The following is a 25299-nucleotide window of genomic DNA, read 5'->3' on the forward strand; positions in this document are numbered from 1 at the left end:
TGAAAATTGGAGATTTAAAATGAGCTTGACCGTCGAACGCGCAAAAGAAATCAGCAAGGGCCACGTGACCGAAGAATCGCTGGTCATCCATTCCCTCAACGTATGCTACGCCATGGGCGCCATGGCCAAACACTTCGGCGAAGACGTTGAACACTGGCAAGCCGTGGGCTACCTGCACGATTACGACTATCAGGAATTCCCCGAAGAACACCTGCAGCACACCGAAAAGGAACTGCTTGCGCAGGGCGTCTCCGAAGAAGACGTGCGCGCCATTTTGGCACACGGCTTTGAAATCGTGAACCAGGTGGAACCCAAGACCAACATGGAAAAGAGCCTGTTCACCGTCGACGAACTCACCGGAATCATCCAGGCCTGCGCAAGAATGCGCCCCAACGGAATTTTGGACCTCGAAGTGAAAAGTTTCATGAAGAAGTTCAAGGACAAAAAATTCGCCGCCAAGTGCAACCGTGACTACATTCTGAAAGGCTGCGCCCTGCTCGGCATGGACGTGAAAGACGTCGCCGCCATCTGCATCGAGGGTATGCGCGAACACGCCGCCGAAATCGGCCTAGCGGGGAACGCCGCGTAATTACGACGCTATCCAAAATCCGTAAAATTTTCCAAAAACTGTAACGAAAAATGCCAAAGTATCTTGTGAAAGAGCTTTGGCATATTTTTTGCATTCTATGGGGCGCAGGATTTAATATGATTACGCTGAACGACTATTTATATTCTGGAAACACGGTACTGAAAATTTTGCACCAGTATTCTAACGACCTCAGGAACGGTGCGAAGGAAACGCGCAACAGCATCGACCTTGCGCATTCGAATTTTCTGATTCAGATTATTGAATTGCTGGAGCACAATGACTTTTTGACTTCGCAGTCTCAGCGGATCAAGGAATTCTACAAGTTCATGACGCGGGAATACCCGTTCTTGGCTTTTACTTTCAAGGGTCGCATTAAGTCGCTGATTCGCGCCGAAGAAAAATTCAATGGTTACATCCTTGAATACATTTACGGCTACTACAAAAAAAACGGGAAGTTCCCGACAGAAGCCGAAATCAAGAGCAAGCTGAACTTTCGCGACTTGATTGCTTACCGCATTGTGATTTCGATGCCGGTTTGCCACATTAAAAAGGGCGAGAACCGCCGCGAAGTAGAAGAAAAGTATCTGTACGAAATCGCGAACGTGCTGCCGGAATTCTTGGAAGAGCGCGGCTTTACGGCAGAAATCACGAAGTACACGGAAGACGGTCATTCGGAATTGTTGAATGAACAAGTGCGGCCGTATTACCACGATTCGGTGGCATTCCCGAGGAGTTCGGGTTACCAGTCGCTGCATATTATTTTCTACGACAATCTGGCCCGCTGCTTTACCGAAGTGCAGTTGCGCACCAAGGATATGGATGACTTTGCCGAAATCGGCGAGGCAAACCATTTTGGCTACGAGAAAACGCAAGAGGCGCGCCGCAGCAAGCACGACGAGATTCCGAGCGGCGAATGCGTGTATTTTGACGAAGCCTACGAGCGCCTGACAAAATTGCAGGAAATTGAGCTCGCGAATGTAGACGTGAACATGTTCAAGGCAATCAACAACCAGCTGATCAACGACGGTTGCGGCCTTTTCCGCGGTCGGCAAATTTTGCCGTTCGAGCATCTATCGCGCTTCCAGAACGATTTGATTGACTGATTTGATTGAAAAGCTATAAAAAAATTGTATATCCCGAAATATTGCGCCGCTTAGGTGCAATTTGTATTTTTGCTTGTCACACTTTTAACTCTGTGAGTCACCACCACTAAACGCTTTTCTACACGACAAAATGTCCGAAGTCAAAAAATTCCTTGCAAAAGATTTCTACAAGATTGATTCCCAAAATTCAACGCTACTCGATGTTCGCGAAACGAGTGAAGCCATCGTGCGCCCTGTGAACGGGGCGCTGCAGGTTCCGTTCTTTGAACTGTCCAAGAAGATAGATAGCATCCCGAAAGACAAGCCCGTTTACGTATTCTGCTCCACGGGAGACCGTTCCGAAGAGGTTGCCGAAATTTTCGCCGATCGCGATTACGACGTGTACAATGTAGAAGGCGGGCTTGACGCCGTCCCGAAAATTCACTTCGTTGATGCCAAGGGTCTCAAGTGCCCGGGCCCCATCGTGAAGGTGGACGAAGCGGTCAAAAGTGTGTCCGTCGGCGAAGAAGTCCAGGTGGAAGCGACCGAGAAAGCATTCTTCTCGGATGTGGATGTCTGGTGCCAGCGTACCGGCAACGAATTGAAATCGCTTTCCGAAAAAGACGGCGTGATCTATGCGACAATCGTAAAGCGAGACACACCCCAGTCTCTCGAAAAAAGGGATTTTGAGCACGGCAAGACGTTTGTCGTTTTCAGTGGCGATTTGGATAAAGCGATAGCCTCTTTCATTATGGCAAACGGAGCTGCCGCCATGGGACGCCCGGTTACCATGTTCTTCACCTTCTGGGGAGTAAGCATTTTGCGCAGGCCCGAAAAGGTGCGCGTCAAGAAATCGCTCATCGGAAAAATGTTTGGATTCATGATGCCCCGCGGTTCCAAGAAACTCGGACTTTCGCGCATGAACTTTGGCGGAATCGGCGCCAAGATGATTCGCGCGGTCATGAAGCAGAACGGCGTTTCTTCGCTAGAAGAACTGATTGAAAGCGCAAGGCGGAAGGGCGTGAAGTTTGTCGCCTGTCAGATGTCGATGGAACTCATGGGAATCACAGCCGAAGAGTTGATTGACGGCGTTGAACTCGGCGGCGTCGCGACGATGCTCGGCTCCACCGAAAAATCCGACTTGACATATTTTATTTAAGGCCCCGTTATGATAAACAGACAAGCCGCTCTTGAAATTTTGAATGCGAACGCAGATTCGTTACCGAACTTGATTGAACAGGCATATCAGCTGCGTACCAAGTACAAAGGCAACCGCGTAAGCATTCAGTTGCTCACCAATGTCCGCAGCGGAAACTGTACGCAGAACTGCGCCTATTGTGCCCAGTCGCGCGATTCTGCAGCTCCGATTGAAAAGTATCGTTATGTAGAAGACAAAAAGCTGTATGGCGACAACGATCTCGTTGACGAAATGCATTTGGCGAGGCACTGCATCGGGCTCAGCGGCATTCGTTTTGCAGACGACGATATCGAAAAACTTGCCGAACGCATCCGCAAGATGAAAAAGAACGACACGCAAATCTGTTGTTCCATCGGGTTCCCGACCGAAAAGCAGGCGCTGATTCTTAAAGAAGCCGGCCTCAACCGCATCAATCACAACCTGAAGAAGACGCTCTTCAAGGTAGCCGACTCTATTTTTGCGTCAGGCTACCTCACCGAAGGCGGCCAGAGTCTCGAAGAGACCTTCCGCACCATCGAGGCGGCAGGCTTCACCTGGCAAGTGGAAAGCGAATCATCCCACTAACTTCAAGAAATACTGGTGAATGCTCGTGTCGCTATTGAGTTCCGGATGGAACGAAAGCGCAATTTGGTTCTTGTAGCGAACGGCAACGATTTGCTCGGGAGCATCTGCATTATTCGAACTTGCCGTACGCGAAAGGACTTCGACGCCATCGCCGACCGATTCAAAGAAGGGCGCGCGAATAAAGGTCTGCGGCACTTTTCCGATGTGCGCGACTTCGTTTTCCGTAAAGAAGCTGCCGAGCTGCCTTCCGTAAGCATTCCTGCGGATAATCGCGGGGAGTGTCGCGAAATGCGCCTTGTTTTCGCCTGCAATTTTTTCGGCGAGGAGGATTGCGCCAGCACATGTTGCAAGCACAGGCAATCCTTCGGCAATCTTTTTTCGAAGAGGCTCGAAAAGTCCCAAATCGTGGAGCAGTTTCCCTTGCACGGTACTTTCTCCACCGGGGAGTACGAGACCGTCTAAATGGAGGTCAAGGTCGCGTAACTGCCTGATTTCAAATACTTCGGCGCCCAGCGATTTGAGGATGCGTTCGTGTTCAATGAACGCCCCCTGCACCGCGAGTACGCCAATTTGCGGTTTGTTAATTCCCATTACTTTCCCCTTTCGGCCATCAGCAGCGCGATTTCCTGTTCGTTGATACCGACCATGGCTTCGCCCAAGTCTTCAGAAAGCTTGGCGATCAGCTTTGCATCGGTATAGTTGGTAACTGCCTGCACAATGGCGGCGGCACGCTTGGCGGGGTTGCCGGACTTGAAGATTCCGGAGCCTACGAAAACGCCTTCGGCACCGAGTTGCATCATGAGGGCGGCATCGGCGGGGGTGGCAACACCACCGGCAGCGAAGTTCACCACGGGGAGTTTCTTGTGGTCGTGAACGAAGCGCACCAGGTCGTACGACACCTGGAGTTCCTTGGCGCGATTGAAGAGTTCATCTTCGCGCATGCTCGAAATGCGGGCGATTTCCTGGTTCATCAGGCGCATGTGTCGTACGGCCTGGACGATGTCGCCCGTCCCCGGCTCGCCCTTGGTACGGATCATCGATGCGCCTTCTTCGATACGGCGCAGCGCTTCGCCCAAATCCTTCGCGCCGCACACGAACGGAACGTCGAATTCGCGCTTGTTGATGTGAAAAATATCGTCGGCAGGAGAAAGCACTTCGCTTTCGTCGATGTAGTCAATCTCGATGGCCTGCAAAATTTGCGCTTCGGCAAAGTGGCCGATGCGGCACTTGGCCATTACGGGTATTGAAACTGCGTCCTGAATCCCCTTGATCATCTTGGGGTCGCTCATGCGCGACACACCGCCTGCAGCGCGGATATCGGCAGGGATGCGTTCCAATGCCATCACGGCGGCGGCCCCAGCGGCTTCGGCGATTTTGGCTTGTTCGGGGGTTGTCACGTCCATAATGACGCCACCCTTGAGCATCTGGGCAAGGTTCTTGTTGAGTTCGTAACGGTTCTGGTCAGACATGTAAATCTCCTTGGTTGTGGAATGGTTTAATTTCAGGCTGTAATTTAAAACATTCGCTTGACCTGCACAATATTCAGTTTTTTACTATTTTTATAAGGTCAGTTAAATATCAGATTAACAATATTAATAAGGTCAGTTTCATGTTCACTTACGATATGTCCAAGGCGGGAGCAAATAGCCTCTACCATTACCTTTATCAATGCATCAAAAAAGATATCGTAAGCGGAAACGTCCTTGCCGAAGAACAACTCCCTTCCAAACGCAACCTCGCGCAGAATCTCGGCATTAGCGTCGTAACAGTTGAAAACGCTTACGCACAGCTCTTGGCCGAAGGCTACATCTACTCGCTCCCTAAAAAAGGCTTCTTTGTTGCAGACATCAACGCAACGGCGGAACCTTGTGCTCAACGCAAACGCAAGATGCCGCGTACCCGCAGGCTCCGCGCAGAACTCACCGACGAGTCAGAACATATCAACCCGAAATACATTGCCGACTTTGCAAGTAACGGTTCCGATATCGAGGCGTTCCCCTTTACCACTTGGGCAAAAATCACTCGCGAGGTCCTTTGCGAAAGGCAAAATGATTTGCTGCAAGTTTCTCCGGGAATGGGCTCGCTAGAACTTCGCCGAGCCATTGCCCGCATGCTCCGCGAATTCAGAAATATCCAGGTATCGCCCGAACAGATTGTCATTGGCGCCGGAACTGATTACCTTTATGGCTTGCTAGTACAATTGCTTGGATTTGACAAGTGCTATGGCGTAGAAGACCCTGGCTGGGGTAAAATTTCAAAATTGTACAGCCAATACGGCGTCAAGGTGTGTCATATTCCCATTGCGGCAGAAAGTTTCGTGGACTCCGTCAAGAAATCTGACGTCGATGTCGTGCATATTTCCCCAGCGCACCATTTTCCGACCGGGATGGTAATGCCCGTCGGCGAACGCTATCGCTTGCTCAGTTGGGCTGCCGAATCCCCAAATCGCTACATCGTTGAAGATGACTATGACAGCGAATTCCGCATGACCGGAAAACCCATTCCCGCATTACAGAATATCGATGTTACCGAAAAGGTGATTTACCTGAATACCTTTTCCAAGACGATGACTTCTGCGATTCGCCTCAGTTATATGGTGCTCCCGCCGCATCTTGCCGAGAAATTCCATAACAAACTTTCGTTCTATTCGTGTACGGTTTCGAACCTTGATCAGTATGTAATGGCCAGGTTCATTGATCTCGGTTACTACGAGACGCACATCAATCGCATGCGTAACCTGTACCGGGCCAAGCGCGATATGCTCCTGTCGGCTATCCGCAAAAGCAAACTTTCAAATGTCGCCCGAATTTACGAAGAAGATGCCGGACTCCACTTTATCTTGGAAGTGGACACGAAATGTTCCGATATTGAATTCTGCAACCGCGCCCGATTTCGCGGGGTAAACATCCGCGCCCTTTCGGAGTATTATTTTGAGGCGAAGCCATCGCAGCACAACTTTGTCGTGAACTACTCGTCAGTAGATAAAGCGAGCATGCAAAAAGCAGTGCAGATACTCGCGAGCCTTTGCAACTAAAAAGTTTAATGTTTCAAATCGCAAGCAGCCTGTTCGTAGTCAATGAGCTGCGTAATGGTCGGGTGTGTTCCGCAAACGGCGCAGTCGTCGTTATGGCTCGGGAGCTTCACCTTGCGGAATTCCGCCGTGAGTGCGTTGTAGGTGAGTAGGTAGCCTGTCAATAAATCGCCTACGCCAAGAATATACTTGATTGCTTCCATTGCCTGCAAACTTCCGATGACGCCTGCAATTGCCCCAATCACGCCTGCCTCTTTGCAAGTCGGCACAGAACCCTTCGGGGGCGGTTCCTCGAAAATGCAGCGGTAGCAAGGCCCCTGCTCCGGCACGTATGTCATCAACTGCCCCTGAAATCCGACAATACCTGCATGAGAAAAAGGCTTCTTCGCCATGACGCAGGCATCGTTAATCAAAAATTTTGTCGGAAAATTGTCGGTGCCGTCAACGATAAAATCGTAATCCTTAATGAGGTCGAGAATGTTTTCGCTCGTTACGAAAGTATGGTACGTGATCACCTTGACATCCGTGTTCATCGCTTCCATGGTTTCTTTCGCGGATTGCACCTTGGGCTTACCCACATCTTGCGTGGCGTGTATTATCTGACGTTGTAAATTTGAAAGGTCAACCACATCGGCATCGGCAATGCCGATCGTGCCCACGCCGGCGGCGGCAAGATACATCGCCACAGGAGCGCCAAGGCCACCCGCACCAATGACGAGTACCTTCGCGTTCAAGAGCTTCTTTTGGCCCTTTACGCCGACATCTTTAAGAATGATGTGGCGCGAATACCGTTCCAGTTGTTCGTTGGTAAAAGCCATTTTTCTATTGAATTTTCAACCTCAATCACACGTACTTCGAGAGCGTCACGACATCTTCGCCGCTCCATGTGTAAAGCGCGAGCAAAGGCTCATCCCTTGTTTGCATTGAATGTACATGGTTCGAGGGGTGCAGAATAAATTCTCCGGGACCGCGGACTTTTGAAACACCGTCTAAAGTCCAAACGGCAAGGCCCGAAAGCACCACGTAAAGTTCCGTGGCAGGGTGGTAATGCGCCGGGTACAAGGTATTCTTTCCGAGAAGCGTAAATCCGAAACAAAAATGCTCGTCGTGATACGGCGCTTCTGGCCCGAGGATTTCTCCCCAGCCCATACGGTTTCCTAAATCAGGCATATCGGCGCGAGGCTCGTAATTATATTTCCACGGCAAAAAAGGGAGTGCGGGCTTTAGCGCTTTCAGCAAATTTGCAGTCTCTGAACTTCCGTGTTTTGCGGAATCTTCAATCCAGCGAATCAGCGGAGAATCGCTTTTTTCAAAAGTCCCGCTCGGGGCAGGAATTTCACGTGCTACAAACTTGGCCGCCTCTTGACCGATATCATCGTCAATTTGGGCACGTTCATTCAGAAATCGCTTCGATTCTTCAATTAAACGGGCGATAAAATCTTGCATCAAAATACACTCGTTTTACTTCAAGCTTGATTTCAGTACGGCAACCGTATGGCCGATCACTTCGCCCTTTAGGAATGCTTCGTAAGCTTCTTTAGCAGTAAGCTTCGAAGATTCAAGCGACTTCTCGATTTCGAAAGCGTTCTTGCCGGATTCCTTCACCGAAATATCGGCGAATGCTTTTTGCAAGTCGCTTGCGCGGTAGAATCGGAACGGCCCGAGCCCCGCCTTTTCTTGTGCGGCATAACCCGAAATCACGTCTTCGGGTTCCGCCTGCACCTTCCAGGAATACGTGAAGATTTCAGAAGAAAGGCCCGCCAATTCGCCGAGCTTGATAAACGCACTGAGCGGCACGCGGCCACCGAGTGTAGAATAGACGGCACCCTTGTCGGCCAGGTAATCGCGGGCCTGCTTAAGCGCCAGATAATGCAAATCCAGCATCTGTTCGTGTACGAATTCCGGAATCACTTCGACGCGCTTTTCCAGGTAATGGCCGCTGTTTCGTTTGTCTTCAATCTTGGTGTTATCGGTTAGCGGAACATTGGGCAGGTTCTCGTAAATCACGTCGTAACGGCGCTTGCCATTTTGAAGAGGCTGCAACAAATCGCCTGCGCCGAATTCCAACTCAACCGAATCTGCATCTTTCAAATTCTTCTTGATATTTTCGGCCGCGGCGTCCACCACGCTTTCCAGCAAGTCGGTAAAACCTACGCGCTTGGCACCCAAAAGTTCAATGCCCGTCAAGACATCGATGCCGGAACCCGTTCCGATTGAAGCGAACGCTTCCACATCGTGCCCCAGGTTCTCGCGGATCAGCTTGAATGCAGGTGCCGCGATGTAGGCCACCCAATCGCTAGTAATATCTTCAGTCTTTGGCAAATAGGCGTGATCCGTTACACCCACGGAAAGGTAATCTTGAACATGTTTCGGTGCTTCTTCTAAAGCCAGATACTTTTTAACATCAACTAAAATACTCATTATAGTTTACCTCACTTTTTTTGAGTGCAAATATAGATGTGGACTATAGCCGCGTCCAATACAAAATTTCTAGCGCTCGCTATCAATTTTTTGTATAAGTAAAAGGCCGTTTTTCGCTTGACAAAGTTTATGCATTTATGTAGATTTATGCATAGAAATTCAAACCACGTTTTTTCAGCGCTTGGGAATGCTCAAAAATGCGACGTTCTTTTCGGTGCTGTTAACAAAAGGAGCCTTATACAATGGCACATTATCTCTTTACTTCTGAATCGGTGTCCAAGGGACACCCCGACAAAGTTTGCGACCAGATCTCGGATGCAATTCTCGACGCCTGCCTCGCCCAAGACCCGAACAGCCGCGTGGCTTGCGAAACGCTCGCCAACACCGGTCTCGTCGTGATTTCTGGCGAAATTACCACCAAGGCTGTGATTGACTACCAGCAGATTGCACGCAAGACTATTAAGAGCATCGGTTATGTGAACCCGGAACTCGCTTTTGATTATAAGGGCTGCTCCGTGCTCGTTGCAGTAGACAAGCAGTCTCCCGATATTGCGCAGGGCGTTGATGCCAAGGCTGCCGAAGGCAAGGAAGATGACAAGCAGGGCGCAGGAGATCAGGGCATGATGTTCGGTTACGCCGTGAACGAAACCAAGGAACTGATGCCGCTTCCGATTAGCCTTGCTCACAAGCTCATGGAAGAAATCCAGAACCTCCGCGAATCCGGCAAAATCAAATGGCTCCGCCCCGATGCAAAATCGCAGGTGACTGTCGAATACGACGAAAATGACAAGCCTGTGCGCGTCGATACCGTGGTGGTCAGCACCCAGCACGACGAATTCGTGAACGGCAAGGAACTCAAGCATTCTACCATCGAAAAGGAAATCATCGAAAAGCTCATCAAGAAGGTGATTCCGGCAAAGCTTTTGGACAAGAAAACTCGCTTCCTCATCAATCCGACGGGTAAATTCGTGATTGGTGGCCCGCATGGTGACTGCGGCCTGACGGGTCGTAAGATTATTGTGGATACCTACGGCGGCATGGGACGTCATGGTGGTGGTGCATTCAGCGGCAAGGACCCTTCCAAGGTGGACCGCAGCGCTGCTTACGCCGCACGCTATGTAGCAAAGAATATTGTCGCCGCAGGCCTTGCAGACCGTTGCGAAGTTCAGCTCGCTTACGCCATCGGTTACTCCAAGCCGGTGTCTGTGCTGGTGAACACCTTCAAGACCGGCAAGATTGATGACCGCAAGATTGAAGAAATCGTGAAGAAGACCTTCGACCTTTCTCCGGCAGGCATCGTGAAGATGCTCGATTTGAAGAAGCCCGGCTACCAGGCAACTGCCGCGCTCGGCCATTTCGGCCGCACCGGTGCACGCTTCACTTGGGAAAAGACGGACAAGGCTGCAACTTTGAAGAAACTCGCCAAAGCATAAGCGAATTCTCTCTAGTAAAAAAATTAAGGCTCGTCAAACGACGAGCCTTTTTCGTTTTAACCGCTATTTAGTTTCTTTAGATGAAACTTGTAATGCTTGACGTTCTTCTTCCGATTTTTTCAGAACTTCATTTAGTGTGAATTTTTCCTTGCTAAAAAAGAAAGTATTCGTTCCCAAATCCTTGAGCGAAGCTCCGAAATGGTACGCAGTATCATCAATAAATAAGAATCTATCGTGCATCCCGTAGCTAGGCAGAATTTCAATCGGACAATCAGCGTATTGCGCATTGTATGTTGCCAAGTCAACATTGAAAACCTTACTCTTGTCGTAGGTATAAATTGTCACTGATACGCCCGCATTCCGCTTGAGCATCATTGCCAACACTTTCTCGTCCACATAACGGTCTACAAGGACAATCCGCTTTTTTGCTTTACGAATCAGGTTGCATACGAATACATAAGCGTCAAATACCTGATTGTTATAGAATAATCCTTTCGACTTAAGCTCTCCGCGATCCATTGCCTCGAAAACTTCATCCAGTTTGTGGCTAAATTCCATATTTTTACGGTCATGTTCCAATACTTTTACTTCTACATTTGTAAGCCGATTAACAATTCCCCCATTTTCGTACAAATATTGCCGCATAGCAACGAAAGCGTCCATAATAGCGATGGATACATTTACCGCTATTTTACTTTTTAATACGGAAGAAAGCATGGCAAATCCTTGCTCCGTAAAAACAAATGGCTTAAATCTGTCACCGCCCCAACTTGAAATCACATTTTGTGATTTCAAGTTTTCCATTTCATCTTTCGTCAATTGAAAGCAATATCTTTCTGGAAACCGTTCTGCATTTCTCTTCACCGCTTGATTAATGGCTCTAGTTTCTACACCATAAAGAACTGCCAAATCACGATCAAGTAACACCTGTTTACCCCGAACGACTTGAATCATTTTCTCGACATTTGATTCCACAAGCGAGCGCGGTCCAATCACTACCGTTTTTTCAGTCTTTTTATTCATTTTTACTCCTATAAACAAAAAAGCCGGCTTTTGGATATATTAAAATCCCAATAATTATTGGGGATATACCAAAAAGCCGACTTCTCTAGTCGAATATGGCTTGCAGACGGAATTCCGCTACCAGTGCCTGTCGGGGGATAATATACTAATTCATTCCAAGTTGGACTATGCCAAAACTGATGATTTTAGTGGAAATAAGCCGAGTTTCTTTACTTGAGCACATTTTTTGCGAATAAAGGCGTTCATATTGTAAATATTTATGTTATTTTTAAAGTGAAATAGAGTTTAGCTCTTGTTCTTCACGTGAAATCTGCAAATTTCAAAAGAATGAGGACAAGGCGAACGCTCACGCAGGCATATCGTTTCTTGCGGTATGTTTCAGTTTGCTGTACCGACTTTTTAGTCGGTCTTTGGTCGTATGACCAAGGGGCAACAGCCCTTTCGGGGCGTGGGTCGTTTGCGTTTATCATTCTTGGGCAATGCAGAGCCTCACGTGAATAAATGCAACGACTCGCGCCTTTTTGTATTCTCGCAAAATTTGCTCGATTCTTGCTTTACTACAAGAGTGAATTTCACAGGTGTTTATACAAAGGGGATCCAAATGAGTAAGAATTTTGATTTCTTGGGTGATTTGGCAAATGCATTGAAAAAGAATGATTGGAGCATTATGCACATATCCAGAGTTGCGGAATTGCTTAATCTGAATGGAATAAAAAATAAGAGAGGGGGAAAATATAAAGAGTCTGGGCGAGGAATATTTAAACTAGTATCCTCTGCCTGCGCATATTTTGCGAAAAAGGGTGATAAAGAAACTGCAACCAATGTCGCTAGTGCGTTCACTAATGATAAAAATCAACATGTTTGGAAAAAATAGGTCCATTTTTTTTCACATTATTAGCTAAATAAAGGAGAAAATAAATGAAACGATTTCTTTTTGCCGTGATAGGCCTACTTTCATTTTGTTTTGCAGATATTCATCCTGGATTAAAGAACGCCATTGACAATGGCGATGTAAAAACAGCTGAAAATCTCGTGAAAAAATTCGGAGTTAAAGATGTGTATTGCCCTGCAAATCTTTCTTTTGAAAACGCAAATAGGATTTATGAGAATGCGTTTTCATTAAATCCATTGGTAATGTGGCAAAATTGTGCATCTGATTTTATAAAAAATGCAGAAAACAGAGTTCGTGGAGAATCAGTTCCTTTATGCAAACATTATTTGGAAAAACTCTTTCAAAAAGGAGATGTCGACAAGCTTGACTCTGTTCTTGCGCAAATTCTCCAATCAAAGCTATACGTTCAAAAAGAAAAAAGAGAAGTTGAACAACTTGAAATTGTGAAAACTTCAAAGCAAGAATGTATGGATCAACTCGATTTACATCGAAAAGAAATTGTCGATTCTCTTATAAATTGGCACGATATTGATTGTAAAATATTATTTGATGCGACAATATGCTCAAAGTTATTCTCTACATATGGTATGGCCAATATTGATTCAATAAACAAAGTGTTTTCGTCAAAAATAAAAACATGCAAGAAAAAGCCTACAATGGCTATGAAAAAGAATGTAGAACAAGAAGTTTTTGTCAATCCATTCCTATATGAAATAGAATATTATGGGTTGCTTTTATCAAATAAAATGAAGAATCCTTTTTACACAAATCCTAATGCTTTGGAAACATACAAAAAACTAAAAAGCATTAATGTTGCCGCACAGAATTCAATAAACAAAATTAAAATATATTCAGATGTCCTGAATACAAATACGGCAGCATATTGCTTAACGCTACCTGAAAGAGAATTCAATGTAAGTATCTGCAATAAAGTAATAAATTATGTTACTAATAATTTTAATTTAACATCTAGCGAAAATTCTCTAATCAAGGAAATTTCTAATCTGTACGCAAAGAATGCTTCTGTACCAGATTCGTTAATAGCGTTTTCGTGTAAACTTTATCCAGAAATTGACAAGTATTTTTACAAAATTATGGATGTTAATATTTTTGACTGTAATGCAATAAATGAATACGTATCGCGTAATGAGGCGTGCAAAAATTCAAATGAAAATTACTTTTGGACAGCTCCTTCAGGAATCAAATACATTTGCGAGAATAGAAAAATGAGAGAGCCAAAGTCGAAAGAATTGGAAAACGGAATATGCATGAAGGACGCTGAGATAAAAAACGGCATGTACTGCTCAATAAAAAATGGATGGATCGAAAATGTTGATTACAAAAGATTTACTGATAAACGAGATGGTCAAATATATCGAGCAACAAAAATCGGCGATCAAATATGGATGGCTGAAAATTTAAATTATAACATTGCCGATAGCTACTGCTATGAAAACAACCCTGACAACTGCTTAAAATTTGGTCGATTGTACACATGGAATTCCATTATGTCAAAAAATGATAATGGGTGCAAAGAAAATTACGAAAAATGTTTGGAAAAAAATATCAAAGGGATTTGCCCAGATGGATGGCATTTGCCCTCTGTAGAGGACTTTAACCAATTGGTAAATAATGTAGGATCAACTAGGTCGTCTTATGTAGTAAAATTAAAGGCTTCTAGTGAATGGGATAATGGAAAAAAAGGAAGCAATTCTTATGGGTTTAACGCCTATCCTGCCGGATCCATGCGATTAACAGAGGAAAAACAAATGTACTTCATTAATCAAAAAAAATCAACATCGTTTTGGACTGTCGTAGGAGGGAGTGGCTACACAGAAGCCTATGCCTTTTTTATAGAGAATGAATCTGATAAAAGTTCTGGCTTTTCATATGATCGGAAAAAAAATGGTCATTCCGTTCGGTGTTTAAAAGATAAAAAATAACTTTATCTTTTAAAACATATATCATTAATGTCGAAGAAATACTTTTTCATCGTTCTTATGGCATCGTGTTTTGTGTCCGCAACACACGATGCTATTTTATCAAAAGAAAAAAGATGTTCAAAAATAACTTTGTCCTCCAACGATGGTTTTTCTGAAACAGGAAACAAATACGACGGATATTATTGTGGTGATACAACTTCAAAGGATCTTTTTGCTCGCGCATCATGTAAAGAGGGTGACTTATATTTTGCGGGAGATAAATTAGCAACATTGGAATGGGGTCAAGGTGTAGAACCGTCCGTAATCTGCGTGCAATCAAATTTCAAATGTCCTAAAGGGCGCTTTTTAGCAGAGTACAAATATGGAAAACAAATATTTTACGCATGCGTTGAACCGCCTAACAACGCCCATTTTGATTCGCAGTTAAAAAGAATTACTTGTGATAATAATTTTTCCAATCATGAATACCGTAATTGTGAAAGTGAATTTTGTGACGATAACAGCGATGACCTAATGCTAAAATGTATTCCTAAATGTTCAAAAGATAAATATCTTGATTTTATGGAAGAAAAATGCAAAGCTATACCAATGGGTGCGCGCAAAATTGATGAATACACTTGGGAATGCGATAAGAAATTTTCTCGATACAACGATAAAGATGAATGCAGACCTTGGCCTAAGAACGCTGAGCCGTCAAAAGGTTGCTGGTATAGCTCCATAAAAATTTCAGATTTAGCAATAAAAGCTAAAGAGTGTCCAGAATCCATAATAATTGATGGTGAAGAGTATTATTGCTATGATCCTGTTGATGAAGAAAATGGCTGTACATTAATCAATTGTCTTGAAAAAATGGGAAATAGCTTGCGTGCTCCTTTGGGAACTGAAGTCATCTTCAATTTTTCCAATGAAAAAATTTCTATGAAAATGAAGCAGATCTTTACTCAAAATGAGTTACTTGGCAGATGGTCTGGATGTTGGAAATGCCCTAAAGGAACCATTTTTGACATGGACAAAAATGAATGTGTTCCCAAATAGCAACATTTCTGCGTTAGGGGGCGTCGCACTTTTGTGGCGAGACGCGTAGCGGCTCGATGAGCCGAAGGCGAGCAGCACCCGACCCGGCGAGCCGGGGAACGCCCATAAAAAACACCCCCGGCAACATGTGTTGCCGAGGGGTCCCTGCGCGGAGAGTAGTGCACAGGAATTTAGGAGTACAAATTATTACTTATGCCAGTCGACTTCGCGGTAGATTTTTTCGGTGAATTCGTCGGCATTCAGCTGCAGGTATCCGACTTTATGCAGCAGGTCTGCAAAGTAGTGCAAGTCGGCTTTCAAGTTGCGGCCACTCTTGATTTTCTGTTCAGGAGACTGGTATTCGTAAGACTTGATGAGTGCGGTTGCGAATTCCTTGTCTTCGATGGCGGAGTGCTTGCCGGCCTGCATGAGCTCCACGGTTTCTTCCGGGTGTTCGCTAATCCAGGTGTGAGCCTGTTCAAGAGCGCGAAGGAGAGCCTTGATCTTTTCCGGTTCCTTTTCCAGAAGGACGCCCGAAACATAGTAGAAGCAGCAATAGCGGCCTGCAAAAACAGGGTCGGTTGCCAAATCCATCAGCACATCGGCACGGCCATCAACAGCGGCGAGGCTTCCCAGCGGGTCCCAAAGCGAAACCGCTTCGACCTGCCCGCGTTCCAAGGCCTCGAGCGCCAAGTTGCCATCGGCATAGGGCAAGAACTGCACATCGTTTATGGCAGAGACTCCGTTTGCTTCAAGCCAAAGTGTTGCGGCCTGGTGCGGGGTTGCCCCAATGGCGTTCACGGCAATCTTCTTGCCTTTCAATCCTTGAGCGTTACGAATCGGCGAGCCCTTCTTGACAAGCAGATGAATGCAACCGATATGGAATCCTTCGACCACCTTAATATTCACGCCGTTTTCGACGGACTGGAAAAAGGCGAAGTCGGAGTTCGTAATCGGATACGTTCCGTTGTTGAGCCCGATTTTACGGGTTTCCGCATTTGCCGACACGAATTTCACATCGACACCTTCTTTAGCAAAGAAACCTTTTTCTTTGGCGACAAAGAACGGCGCAATGCAAAGGGTGCCATCGGAAACGGGGATTTCGACCGTGCCGAATTTAAAAGCAGATTCTTCGTTTTTTTCGGTCTTTTCAGTTTTTTCTTCTTCGCAAGCGGTGAGTGCAAATCCCAAAGTAAAAGCGGCTGCGAAAGACAGTAATGTTTGAATGAATTTCATTTAAAATCTCCTATGATTAATTTTTTTTAGATCCTTCACTGCGTTCAGGATGACACGATGAGGATGTTTAATGCTTTGTTGTACTTGCCTTAATTGCCTGTTCGAAATCGGCGATAATGTCGCGCGGATCTTCGATACCGACGGACACGCGAATCATGTCGTCAGGAATTCCTGCGGCAAGCCTGTCCTTCGGCGAAAGCTGGGAATGTGTACTTGTTGCCGGGTGCAGCACGCTTGTGCGGGCATCGCCCACATGCACCACCAAGGCAGCAACTTTCAAGGCCTTCACGAACGAGCGAATGGCAGCCTTGCCTCCCTTGAGGCCAAAGGTCAGCACGCCGCTTCCGCCCTGGTAATCGAAATACTTGCGAATGCGCTTGTTATTCGGGCTAGATTTGAGCGCCGGATAGTTGACCCAGTTTACTGCCGGATGCTTGGAAAGGTATTCGGCCAAAGCCAAAGCATTAGAACTGTGCTGCGGCATACGCAAATGGAGCGTTTCAAGACCCAAGTTCAAAAGGAATGCGTTGAAGGGGCTCTGGGCTGCACCGAAATCGCGCAAAAACTGGGCGCGGGCCTTGACAATGTAGGCGGCGCGGCCGAATTTTTCAGTGTAAGAAGTGTTTGCGTACTGCGCATCGGGATTGACAAGATCCGGGAACTTTCCATTATTCCAGTTGTAATTGCCTCCATCAATCACGACACCGCCCAAGGCGATGGCATGACCGTCAATGTACTTGGTTGCAGAATGAATGACGACATTTGCCCCATGCTTCAAGGGCTTCACCAAGAACGGCGTTGCAAGAGTGTTGTCCACAAGGAACGGCACGTCGAATTCCTTGGCAAGCTTCGAGAACTTTTCAAAATCCAAAACGCCAAGCGCCGGGTTTCCAATCGTTTCGCCGAAGATCAACTTGGTATTGGGACGGAATGCCTTGCGAAGTTCTGCAATAGGGGCTTCCGGGTCAATAAAAGTCGTTTCAACGCCGAGCTTAGAAAGTCGAACATCAAGCAGCGTGTAGGTTCCGCCATACACCGCCTTAGAAGCCACAATGTGATCGCCTGCCTTCACCAAATTTGAAATTGCGAGCAATACGGCCGACTGTCCCGAAGCTGTTGCGACAGCGCCCACGCCGCCTTCCAACTCGGTAATTTTTGCTTCAAAAGCGGCTACCGTCGGGTTGCCCGTACGCGTATACTTGTTGCCCGACTGCTTGAGGGCGAAAAGACGTTCTACTTCGTCAACATCTTCGTACTTGTAAGTGGTTGACTGGAAAATCGGCAAAACGCGGGGCTCGCCCACTTTCGGCTTCCAGCCCGCCTGCAGGCACTTGGTGCCGAAATTCCAATTTGCCGGATTCGTAACATCCGCTGAGATTTTACTTGACTTTTTCGATGTTTTAATTGACATGTGAATCACTCTCCTTATAAATTTCAATGCGAAAAATAGAAAGGGACTTACACTTTTTCTAATACTTTGTTTTTATGCGGAATTATCAAAAATTTTTATAACGAAAATGCCCCCGACCGAGTCGAGGGCAACATCACTTAATATTGATTTATTTATAATCCGCCGTAATCAGATTCACCGTTCGGCAAGAGTCTCCCCTTGTGCATGGTGTAAATGCGGTCGCCATACTTGAAGCCGCGAGGATCATGGGTAGCCACAAGTACCGACGTTCCCGACTGCGCAAATTCCCCCAAAAGGTCAAAGACAATCTTGGCATTAGTTTCGTCAAGGTTGCTGGTCGGTTCGTCAGCAATCACGATATCGGGATTGTTAACAAGAGCGCGCACAATCGAGGCCCGCTTGAGTTCGCCACCCGAAAGTTCCGCCGGCATTTCATTCACCAAATGGGCAATGCCGAGAGTTTCGAGTTTTGAATGAATATCAATATCGACCAATTCCGAAATATCCCTCACCTCAATCTTATTGCCCTCGCGAATCGCCCGCGGCAAGAAGATATTTTCAAGCACGGTAAATTGCGGCAAGAAAACGGATTCTTGTGGAATGTAGCCGATTTTATCGTTACGAATCGCGGAAAGTTCGGCATCTGTCAAACTTGCAAAATCAACACCATTAAAAATGATAGATCCCTGCGAGGGGCGATTGATTCCCGAAAGGAGCGATAAAAGCGTACTCTTTCCGCTTCCCGATTCGCCATAGATTACCGAGAAATCACCGGACCAGGCAAAAAATTCAACATCTTCGACGGCATTGAATTCTTCGCCGCGGCGGGTATAAGTTTTATATAAATTAGAGACGTTTAAAATCAATGTTCTACCTCCCTCAAAGCGGCGTAGGCATCAATCTTACTCACCTTATTTGCCACGCCGAAAACCGCCACCGGCCCCACCGAATGCAAAAGCAAAATCACCACAGCGTAAACAGCGGCGATTTCGGCATTTCCAGGAACAATAAAGGGCACGTTCACATGTTCGCCAATCCAAATTTTAAAAGTGAAAAACGCCACGCTCGAAAGCAGCAAGCCAATGTACGTTCCTACCGCCGAAACCAGCAGCGATTCGCCCAGCACAAGAGTCCTTAAACGTTTGCGGGCATAGCCCACAATTCGCAAAAGCGCATATTCACGCCTGCGTTCGCGAGTCGAAAGTGAAAACGAAATCACAATCGCGGCAACCGCAATCACCAAGAAAAGGGACACGATCGACCACACCACAATCTGCAAAAAGTTCGCCGACTTTTCAAGACCCGAGAACAAATCCTTACGGGTGCGAATTTGCACGCCGTCAAAGCGGGTATGAATTTCTCGAGAGAGGCGCTCGATATCAGCCCCTGCGCGAAGTTTAATTAAAACGCTGGAGTAAATCGGCGAATCCGAACCTTCGGATTTGACATCCTGATGCAAGAAAATCACGCCCTTGGCCTTAGCTGCCTCGCGGATATCGGCAAGTGTCGCCACATCTACAAAAACGGCCTGGTCCAACTTGTTGCCGACCGGTTCAAGAGAGGCCGCCACGGGGTATTCATGGTCAAAGAACTTGACGGTCTTTTTCTCGCCCACGCTAATATCGCCGCCCACCACGATAGCACCCTTAGGGAGTTTATCCGTAAGGACCTCGTGAATCCAAGGCTGAATCACAAAATCAGATGCCGGCTCGAAACCGATAATCATGACCTTCTGATCGCAGCAGCTAGAACTCAAGGTGGTCAAAAAATACTGCGGCGTCGCAATTTCTACACCTTCAAGACCACGAATAAATTCCAGCGAGCCCTGCGGCAAATAGGCATACTTGGAATCGCCCTGCAAAAGAACCGATTGATCATTAATCTCGGTCCCCTGCGGAATCACAATGACATCGGCCCCCAAGCGAGACGAAAGGCGATTCAGGCCCTTCGAAAGCGAAAACGACAAAAGTCCACCCACCAAAAGCACCGAGGCGAGCAAGGCAATCAAAAGTGAAAGCCCAAAACTGCGGAATGGGTTTCGCAAGTAATTTTCAATAATCAAATTCAAATCAGTCTTGTTCATTTCGCCTCCTCAGTTTCAAGTAAATCAAATTCAGCGCCGCAAAAAGCGCAATCAGCACACCAAACACAGCAAGCACCGGCCCCGTTATCACGTGACATGCCATTTGAGCATGTTGGCATGTTCCAACAATTACCGTTGGCACAAGCGAAACAAAAACACCCACCACAAGCGTTACTGCAGAAAGAATGGCATGTGCTTTCTTTTTAAGGAGCCCCGCAGCAACGACGGCATTTGCTAGCAATGCAAGTCCTAAAAAAGCATCTACCGTCGTCGAAATTTCACAGCTCATGGTTCCGCCATCAATCGGATGGCAAACAGGCAAAATCAACTTGGTTAGTACAATCAGCAATACGCCGAAAATAAGATTAGCAACAACAAATACTTTGTACTGTTTCATATATAACTCCTTGTTGACTAAATGACGTATTCCGGCGCCGTATTGGAACGTGCAAGATTAAAGCGTTCCAAAATATTGCGGCGTTTTTCCAGGAACTGCGCCGAGCCTCTTTCACGCGGGAAGCTGTCGCGAATTTCAAGCACCTCGCTAATGCGCCCCGGACGCGGCGTCATAATCACGATACGATCAGACAAATAAAGCGCTTCGTCAATATCGTGCGTCACCAGAATCATGGTGGTGTTGCGTTCCTTGCGAAGCTCCAAAAGCAAGTTCTGGATGTCAGCACGGGTAAACGAATCCAGCGCCCCCATGGGTTCATCAAGCAACAAGATTTCAGGATCATTAATCAACGCACGCGCAATTGCCACGCGCTGCGCCATACCGCCACTAATCTGGTGCGGGAAATTCTTTTCGAATCCGCCAAGACCGATTTTTTCGATAAAATCGTGAACCTTGTCCTTATTCTGCTTATAAACGCCACGAATCTTGAGACCCATCGCGATGTTGTCTTCTACCGTGAGCCACGGGAAAAGGCAACCCTGCTGGAACACGTAACCGCGCTTGGAATCTGGCCCATGCACCGGTTCGCCATCAAGAATAATCTTGCCGTCTTGAACAGGATCGAGCCCCGCAATCAAGCGCAAAAGCGTCGTCTTGCCGCAACCCGATGCGCCCAGAATCGAAATGAATTCGCCCTCAAAAACAGAAAGATTGATATCTTTCAAAATCTGTCGCGGTTCGCCCGTGCGTTCATCGATAAAGGAGCGGTTTACATCGCGAATCTTCAAGATTTTTTCTTTATCTAAAATATCCGTCATCAAAGCCTCCTATCGCACAACGCCTTTCTGCCAGCGAAGCACATAACGCTGCACCACGCCAACCACCTTCAAAATCGCCGAGAACAGCACCGCCATCACGACAATCGCCGCAAACACCTTGTAATAAGCGCTCCAGACTTTTGAAGTGTTAATGTAGTAGCCAAGACCGCCCGGTTGCCCCATCATTTCGGCCATCACGAGCGTAGTAAAGCCAAACGCAGCCGCCGTCATAATGCCCGTAAAAATCTGCGGCATTGCATGGGGAATCGCAATATGGAAAATCTGGTACAGCTGCCCCGCGCCAAAAGTGCGCGAAAGTTCAAACAACGACTTCGGCGTACCCTGCACCCCGTCGGCCGTCATGGTCGCCACCGGGAACCAGGAGCAAATCGCTATCAAGAAAGTCGCCGCCGCAAACGAAGTCGGGAAAAGCGTCAAGGCAAAAGGCATCCACGCCACCGCCGGAATCACGCCGCAAATATTGAGCACCGGCAAAATCCAGTAGCGAGCCTTCGGATACCAGCCAATCAGCACACCCGTCACCACGCCAGTCACCACACCCACCGAGAATCCGGCTACAAAAAGGCGCAGCGAATAAAGCGTATTCTGCCAAATGAATTTGGTATCGCCAATAAAGGCATCCATAATAATCGCAGGTCCCGGAAAGAACGGTTGCGGCAAAAACAGCAGCTTGGTTCCGAGAATATCCCACGCGGCAAGCGCAAGCCCCACCGCAAAACGGAACTTCGCGCCCGCAAAAAACTTCGCAATCTTATCGGCACTTGCCTTGCGGACAAACAGCACTACCGTATAGACCGCGTAATAGGCAATAATGGCAAGCAAAACTAAGCGGTAAGCCAAATTGTCGTCAACTCTAAACCCGCCAAAAACATATTCCTTGATTCGCACATTTTCGGCCACCTGCGGAAAAAGCAAGTTTACCAAGAAGGCGATCAGGAATCCTGAAATCGTCAGTACAAAATTCATTCTGTCTCCGTGAAAAGGTTCAAAAAAAAGCGCCCCTGAAAATGGACTTCGAATATTTCCAGGAGCGCCGGGTTGTACGGAGAGTACAAATTACTTGATATTTTCTCTCCAAGTTGCCGGCTTGAACAATTCCTTCAAGGGCAACAGACGCTTGTCAACGTCGACGCCCAAGACAGAATTAAAGTTGTTCGTCGCCTGCATCTGAGCGCCAAAGCCCACGATAATGATGATCTGTTCGTCGGTATAGAACTTGCGGAGACCTTCGAAAAGTTCGTCCGGAACCTTAGTCGGATCTTTCACGATCTGCTGGCCCAGCTGCTGCAAAAGCTTTTCGTTTTCCGAAGTTTCGAAATTGTTCGGATCGAGACCCAGAGCCTTCAGGTCGCTAATGAAGAACAGCGAGCAGAGAAGGCAGCCGTTAGTCGTAGAAACCGAGTGGGCAAAAATCGTTGCCGCACGCAGACCCACCGTCTTTTCGAGGCTTTCCCAAGCATCGTACCAGCCCATGAAAGCCTTGTAGATGCCGTAGTCCTGGAGCATCACCAGCTTCATGTTGGTCACCTTGCCAGCAGCATCCAACTTTTCGTAAGCGGCCTTTGCTTCGCCAGTCAATTCATTCGGTTGTTTTAAATGTACTCTAGCCATTGTTTATACTCTCCTTGTGGTGCTAAGCACCGTTTTTTTTGTTATGCTAGGTTTTATTCCCTACCATTTTTGTAGGCTTTAAGATAGAATAAGAATATACCATAGTCAAGGCATAAACACATACTATTTAACTATGGTTTGTTATAAAAGAAAGCTATTGCTTCCGCATCAAAAAAACTCCGCCAACCTGGTGGAGTTTTGAAGACAGAGGTAATATCAACTAGTGACTTTTACTCGTACAATCCCTTGCTAAAGTAACGGTCGCCGCGGTCGGGGGCTACGAACACGATGTTCCCGCGGGCACCCGAGGCGATGAGCTTTTTGGCTGCGGTGAATGCTGCACCCGAAGAAGATCCTGCAATGAGTCCTTCTTTCTTGGCGAGTTCGCGAGCGCCGCCAAAAGCGTCGTCATCGTTAATCTTGATGACCTGATCCACAAGCGACATGTCCATGGTGTCGGCGATAAAGTCGTTGCCAATTCCTTCGATGTTGTAGTCGCCATGTTCGCCACCGCCCATAGTAGAACCTACGGGGTCTGCGAGCACACCCTTGATGTTCGGGTTCTTTTCCTTGAGCGCCTTGAGAATGCCGCTGAAGGTACCGCCACTTCCTGCGCCTGCCACCACGTAGTCAACTTGTCCATCCAAATCTTCGTAGATTTCGGGGCCGGTGGTTTCGTAATGGGCCAGCGGGTTGGACATGTTGCGGAACTGCCTGAGCGAAACAGAGCCCGGAATTTGCGTCAAAAGTTCTTCGGCTTTCTTTTCGGCGCCGAGCATCCCGTCTTCGCGGGGGGTGTTGATGAGTTCTGCTCCGAGAGCGCGCATGAGCGTCTGCTTTTCTTGCGAGAACTTGGTGGGCACCACGAATATCACGCGGATGCCGCGGTTGAGGGCTGCAAAAGCGATGCCGAGGCCTGTATTGCCTGCGGTGGCTTCGACAATGGTTCCACCCGGTTTCAGGAGACCCTTTTCAATCGCGTCGTTCACCATGTAAAGGCCGGTGCGGTCCTTCACGCTACCCGAGGGATTCCAGAGCTCGAGTTTGGCAAACAGGTTTACACCTTCGGGGAGTCCCACGTGCGTAAGCTTTACAAGCGGAGTCTTCCCGATTAAAGATTGCATCGATTCATAGTAATGCATATTATGCTTCCTTCGCGGCGTTAATGCCGGCGTTCAAATCCAAGATAATGTCATCGACTTTTTCGATACCTACAGACAAACGAATGAGTCCGTCGGTAATGCCCACCTTCTCACGAATTTCCTTCGGAATAGAGGCATGGGTCATGGTAGCCGGATGGCATACGAGGCTTTCAACACCGCCTAAACTTTCGGCCAGCGAAATCAGCTGCAGGGCCTTGAAGAATTTCTTGATGTCGTAGTTTTCGTAAAGTTCGAACGAAATCATGGCGCCACCGTTCTTGGCCTGCTTCTTGTTGATTTCGTAACCCTGAGCAGTCGGGAGTCCCGGATAGTAAACATGCTTCACGGCTTCGTGCTGTTCCAGGTAGCGGGCAATGCGTTCCGCATTTTCGGTATGGCGATCAAGGCGCACGCCAAGCGTCTTAATACCGCGAATCAGGAGGAATGAATCGAAGGGGCCGAGCACCGCGCCCACGGCATTCTGATTGAATGCGAGCTTTTCTGCGATTTCTTTATTGTTGGTCACTGCAAGGCCAGCCACCACATCGCTATGGCCGCCCAAGTACTTGGTCGCAGAATGCACCACGATGTCGGCGCCAAGTTCCAGCGGACGCTGCAAATAAGGCGTCATGAAGGTGTTATCAACAATCGTCAGAATTCCATGCTTCTTGGCAATAGCAGCAACGCCAGCCAAGTCCGTCACGGTCAGGAGCGGGTTCGCCGGGCTTTCGATAAAGAAAGCCTTTACATCGGGCGTCACCTTGGTATCGAGCGTTGCCAAGTCGGTGGTATCTTCGATAGAATAGGTAACGCCGAGGTTCTTGAATACTTTGTCCAAAACGCGGAAGGTTCCGCCATAAACATTGCTCGAGATAATAATGCGATCGCCCTGCTTAAACAGCGAAAGCACCGTAGAGGTAGCCGCCATGCCGCTACCAAAAGCAAAGCCTGCTACACCGCCTTCGAGGTCTGCAATCAATGCTTCGAGCGCTGCGCGCGTGGGGTTACCCGTGCGGGAATATTCCCAACCGGTATTTTCGCCGAGACCCGCCTGTTTGTAGGTAGAAGTCTGGTAGATGGGCACGTTAACGGCTCCGGTAACCTTGTCGCCATCGATGCCGCCGTGGATGAGTTTCGTTTCAATATACTTGGAAGTTGACATTTTTTGAAGTCCTTTAGCGCCTTGCGCCTTTTAATGTTTAAATTCGAATAAAAAATCCCGCTCCGGAGACAAAACCGAGCGGGAATCTGTTTTAGATAAAAGCCTAAAAACTAGTCGCCCGTTCGACATCGACCCCAACAGAAACAACACTTGTTCATCAAGTAATGAGCCATTCTTTTATTTCCTATCATTTACGTAGGAATAATATAGACAAAAACAATAACGCTG

At 47.3% G+C, this 25299-nt stretch carries 25 protein-coding genes; 9 read left to right on the top strand and 16 right to left on the bottom strand.

Going from position 1 to position 25299, the window contains the following annotated elements:
- Positions 1–19: 19 nt before the first annotated feature.
- The 4 genes from QZN53_RS03665 (at position 20) to QZN53_RS03680 (ending at position 3433) form a co-directional block, all read left to right on the top strand.
- On the top strand, positions 20–589 hold the full coding sequence (locus QZN53_RS03665; RefSeq protein ID WP_163437569.1) for an HD domain-containing protein: 570 nt from the start codon (positions 20–22) through the stop codon (positions 587–589).
- Between the two features lie 116 nt (positions 590–705).
- Entirely contained in the window at positions 706–1692 is a 987-nt protein-coding gene (locus QZN53_RS03670) for a guanosine polyphosphate pyrophosphohydrolase (protein WP_163437570.1), read from the top strand.
- A gap of 130 nt (positions 1693–1822) precedes the next feature.
- Positions 1823–2830 carry a DsrE/DsrF/DrsH-like family protein gene (locus QZN53_RS03675; RefSeq protein WP_205428118.1) on the top strand — a complete coding sequence of 336 codons (1008 nt, stop codon included), beginning with the start codon at positions 1823–1825 and terminating at the stop codon, positions 2828–2830.
- Positions 2831–2839: 9 nt separating this feature from the next.
- Positions 2840–3433, top strand: coding sequence for a radical SAM protein (locus QZN53_RS03680; RefSeq protein ID WP_163437571.1), 594 nt, complete (start codon positions 2840–2842; stop codon positions 3431–3433).
- Here the strand turns inward: QZN53_RS03680 and pdxT are convergent.
- Positions 3422–4024: a pyridoxal 5'-phosphate synthase glutaminase subunit PdxT gene (gene pdxT, locus QZN53_RS03685; RefSeq protein WP_163437572.1), complete on the bottom strand. Its 603-nt coding sequence runs from the start codon at positions 4022–4024 to the stop codon at positions 3422–3424. The genes QZN53_RS03680 and pdxT overlap by 12 nt on opposite strands.
- Entirely contained in the window at positions 4024–4902 is an 879-nt protein-coding gene (gene pdxS, locus QZN53_RS03690; RefSeq protein ID WP_163415294.1) for a pyridoxal 5'-phosphate synthase lyase subunit PdxS, read from the bottom strand. Before pdxS ends, pdxT begins: the two co-directional genes overlap by 1 nt.
- A 140-nt stretch (positions 4903–5042) precedes the next feature.
- Here pdxS and QZN53_RS03695 point away from each other — a divergent pair, with 140 nt between their 5' ends.
- Positions 5043–6467: a PLP-dependent aminotransferase family protein gene (locus tag QZN53_RS03695; protein WP_163437573.1), complete on the top strand. Its 1425-nt coding sequence runs from the start codon at positions 5043–5045 to the stop codon at positions 6465–6467.
- Between the two features lie 5 nt (positions 6468–6472).
- Here QZN53_RS03695 and thiF read toward each other — a convergent pair whose 3' ends face one another.
- Genes thiF through QZN53_RS03710 form a run of 3 tightly spaced genes read right to left on the bottom strand, consistent with a single transcriptional unit; the run spans position 6473 to position 8885 of the window.
- Complete coding sequence (gene thiF / locus QZN53_RS03700) at positions 6473–7282, bottom strand: thiazole biosynthesis adenylyltransferase ThiF (protein WP_163437574.1); 810 nt, start codon at positions 7280–7282, stop codon at positions 6473–6475.
- A 25-nt stretch (positions 7283–7307) separates the two neighbouring features.
- The gene (locus QZN53_RS03705) at positions 7308–7910 is read right to left on the bottom strand and encodes a dimethylsulfonioproprionate lyase family protein (RefSeq protein WP_088626773.1); all 603 of its coding nucleotides are present in this window, start codon (positions 7908–7910) and stop codon (positions 7308–7310) included.
- A 15-nt stretch (positions 7911–7925) separates the two neighbouring features.
- Complete coding sequence (locus QZN53_RS03710; RefSeq protein ID WP_163437575.1) at positions 7926–8885, bottom strand: 50S ribosomal protein L11 methyltransferase; 960 nt, start codon at positions 8883–8885, stop codon at positions 7926–7928.
- Positions 8886–9127: 242 nt separating this feature from the next.
- Between QZN53_RS03710 and metK the strand changes: the two genes are divergently transcribed.
- The gene (gene metK, locus QZN53_RS03715) at positions 9128–10318 is read left to right on the top strand and encodes a methionine adenosyltransferase (protein WP_088626771.1); all 1191 of its coding nucleotides are present in this window, start codon (positions 9128–9130) and stop codon (positions 10316–10318) included.
- Positions 10319–10381: 63 nt separating this feature from the next.
- Here metK and QZN53_RS03720 read toward each other — a convergent pair whose 3' ends face one another.
- On the bottom strand, positions 10382–11341 hold the full coding sequence (locus QZN53_RS03720; protein WP_163437576.1) for an ORF6N domain-containing protein: 960 nt from the start codon (positions 11339–11341) through the stop codon (positions 10382–10384).
- Positions 11342–11942: 601 nt separating this feature from the next.
- On the opposite strand from QZN53_RS03720, the gene QZN53_RS03725 reads away from it, so the two are divergent.
- The 3 genes from QZN53_RS03725 to QZN53_RS03735 are packed head-to-tail and all read left to right on the top strand — an operon-like array spanning position 11943 to position 15211.
- On the top strand, positions 11943–12215 hold the full coding sequence (locus QZN53_RS03725) for a hypothetical protein (protein ID WP_163437577.1): 273 nt from the start codon (positions 11943–11945) through the stop codon (positions 12213–12215).
- Positions 12216–12259: 44 nt separating this feature from the next.
- Positions 12260–14176: a fibrobacter succinogenes major paralogous domain-containing protein gene (locus QZN53_RS03730; protein ID WP_163437578.1), complete on the top strand. Its 1917-nt coding sequence runs from the start codon at positions 12260–12262 to the stop codon at positions 14174–14176.
- A gap of 27 nt (positions 14177–14203) precedes the next feature.
- Positions 14204–15211, top strand: coding sequence for a hypothetical protein (locus QZN53_RS03735; RefSeq protein WP_163437579.1), 1008 nt, complete (start codon positions 14204–14206; stop codon positions 15209–15211).
- Between the two features lie 186 nt (positions 15212–15397).
- Here the strand turns inward: QZN53_RS03735 and QZN53_RS03740 are convergent, their stop codons facing one another.
- The 10 genes from QZN53_RS03740 to QZN53_RS03785 all read right to left on the bottom strand — a co-directional run bounded on the left by QZN53_RS03740 (position 15398) and on the right by QZN53_RS03785 (position 25071).
- Positions 15398–16426, bottom strand: coding sequence for an ABC transporter substrate-binding protein (locus tag QZN53_RS03740; protein WP_163437580.1), 1029 nt, complete (start codon positions 16424–16426; stop codon positions 15398–15400).
- A 67-nt stretch (positions 16427–16493) separates the two neighbouring features.
- Entirely contained in the window at positions 16494–17837 is a 1344-nt protein-coding gene (locus QZN53_RS03745; RefSeq protein WP_163437581.1) for an O-acetylhomoserine aminocarboxypropyltransferase/cysteine synthase family protein, read from the bottom strand.
- A 152-nt stretch (positions 17838–17989) separates the two neighbouring features.
- Positions 17990–18703, bottom strand: coding sequence for an ABC transporter ATP-binding protein (locus QZN53_RS03750; RefSeq protein ID WP_163437582.1), 714 nt, complete (start codon positions 18701–18703; stop codon positions 17990–17992).
- Entirely contained in the window at positions 18700–19920 is a 1221-nt protein-coding gene (locus QZN53_RS03755; RefSeq protein ID WP_163437583.1) for an ABC transporter permease, read from the bottom strand. Before QZN53_RS03755 ends, QZN53_RS03750 begins: the two co-directional genes overlap by 4 nt.
- Entirely contained in the window at positions 19907–20317 is a 411-nt protein-coding gene (locus QZN53_RS03760) for a DUF4418 family protein (protein ID WP_163437584.1), read from the bottom strand. The genes QZN53_RS03755 and QZN53_RS03760 overlap by 14 nt, the downstream gene beginning before the upstream one ends.
- 17 nt (positions 20318–20334) lie before the next feature.
- The gene (locus QZN53_RS03765; RefSeq protein WP_163437585.1) at positions 20335–21135 is read right to left on the bottom strand and encodes an ABC transporter ATP-binding protein; all 801 of its coding nucleotides are present in this window, start codon (positions 21133–21135) and stop codon (positions 20335–20337) included.
- A 9-nt stretch (positions 21136–21144) separates the two neighbouring features.
- Positions 21145–22122: an ABC transporter permease gene (locus QZN53_RS03770; RefSeq protein WP_163437586.1), complete on the bottom strand. Its 978-nt coding sequence runs from the start codon at positions 22120–22122 to the stop codon at positions 21145–21147.
- Between the two features lie 90 nt (positions 22123–22212).
- Positions 22213–22767 (bottom strand): carboxymuconolactone decarboxylase family protein, encoded by a 555-nt coding sequence (locus QZN53_RS03775; protein ID WP_073321672.1) that lies wholly within the window; start codon positions 22765–22767, stop codon positions 22213–22215.
- A 230-nt stretch (positions 22768–22997) separates the two neighbouring features.
- Entirely contained in the window at positions 22998–23909 is a 912-nt protein-coding gene (locus tag QZN53_RS03780; RefSeq protein WP_163437587.1) for a PLP-dependent cysteine synthase family protein, read from the bottom strand.
- A gap of 1 nt (position 23910) precedes the next feature.
- On the bottom strand, positions 23911–25071 hold the full coding sequence (locus QZN53_RS03785) for a PLP-dependent aspartate aminotransferase family protein (RefSeq protein WP_088658265.1): 1161 nt from the start codon (positions 25069–25071) through the stop codon (positions 23911–23913).
- Between the last annotated feature and the right edge of the window lie 228 nt (positions 25072–25299).

Source organism: uncultured Fibrobacter sp. (assembly GCF_900316465.1).
Taxonomy (GTDB): Bacteria; Fibrobacterota; Fibrobacteria; order Fibrobacterales; family Fibrobacteraceae; genus Fibrobacter.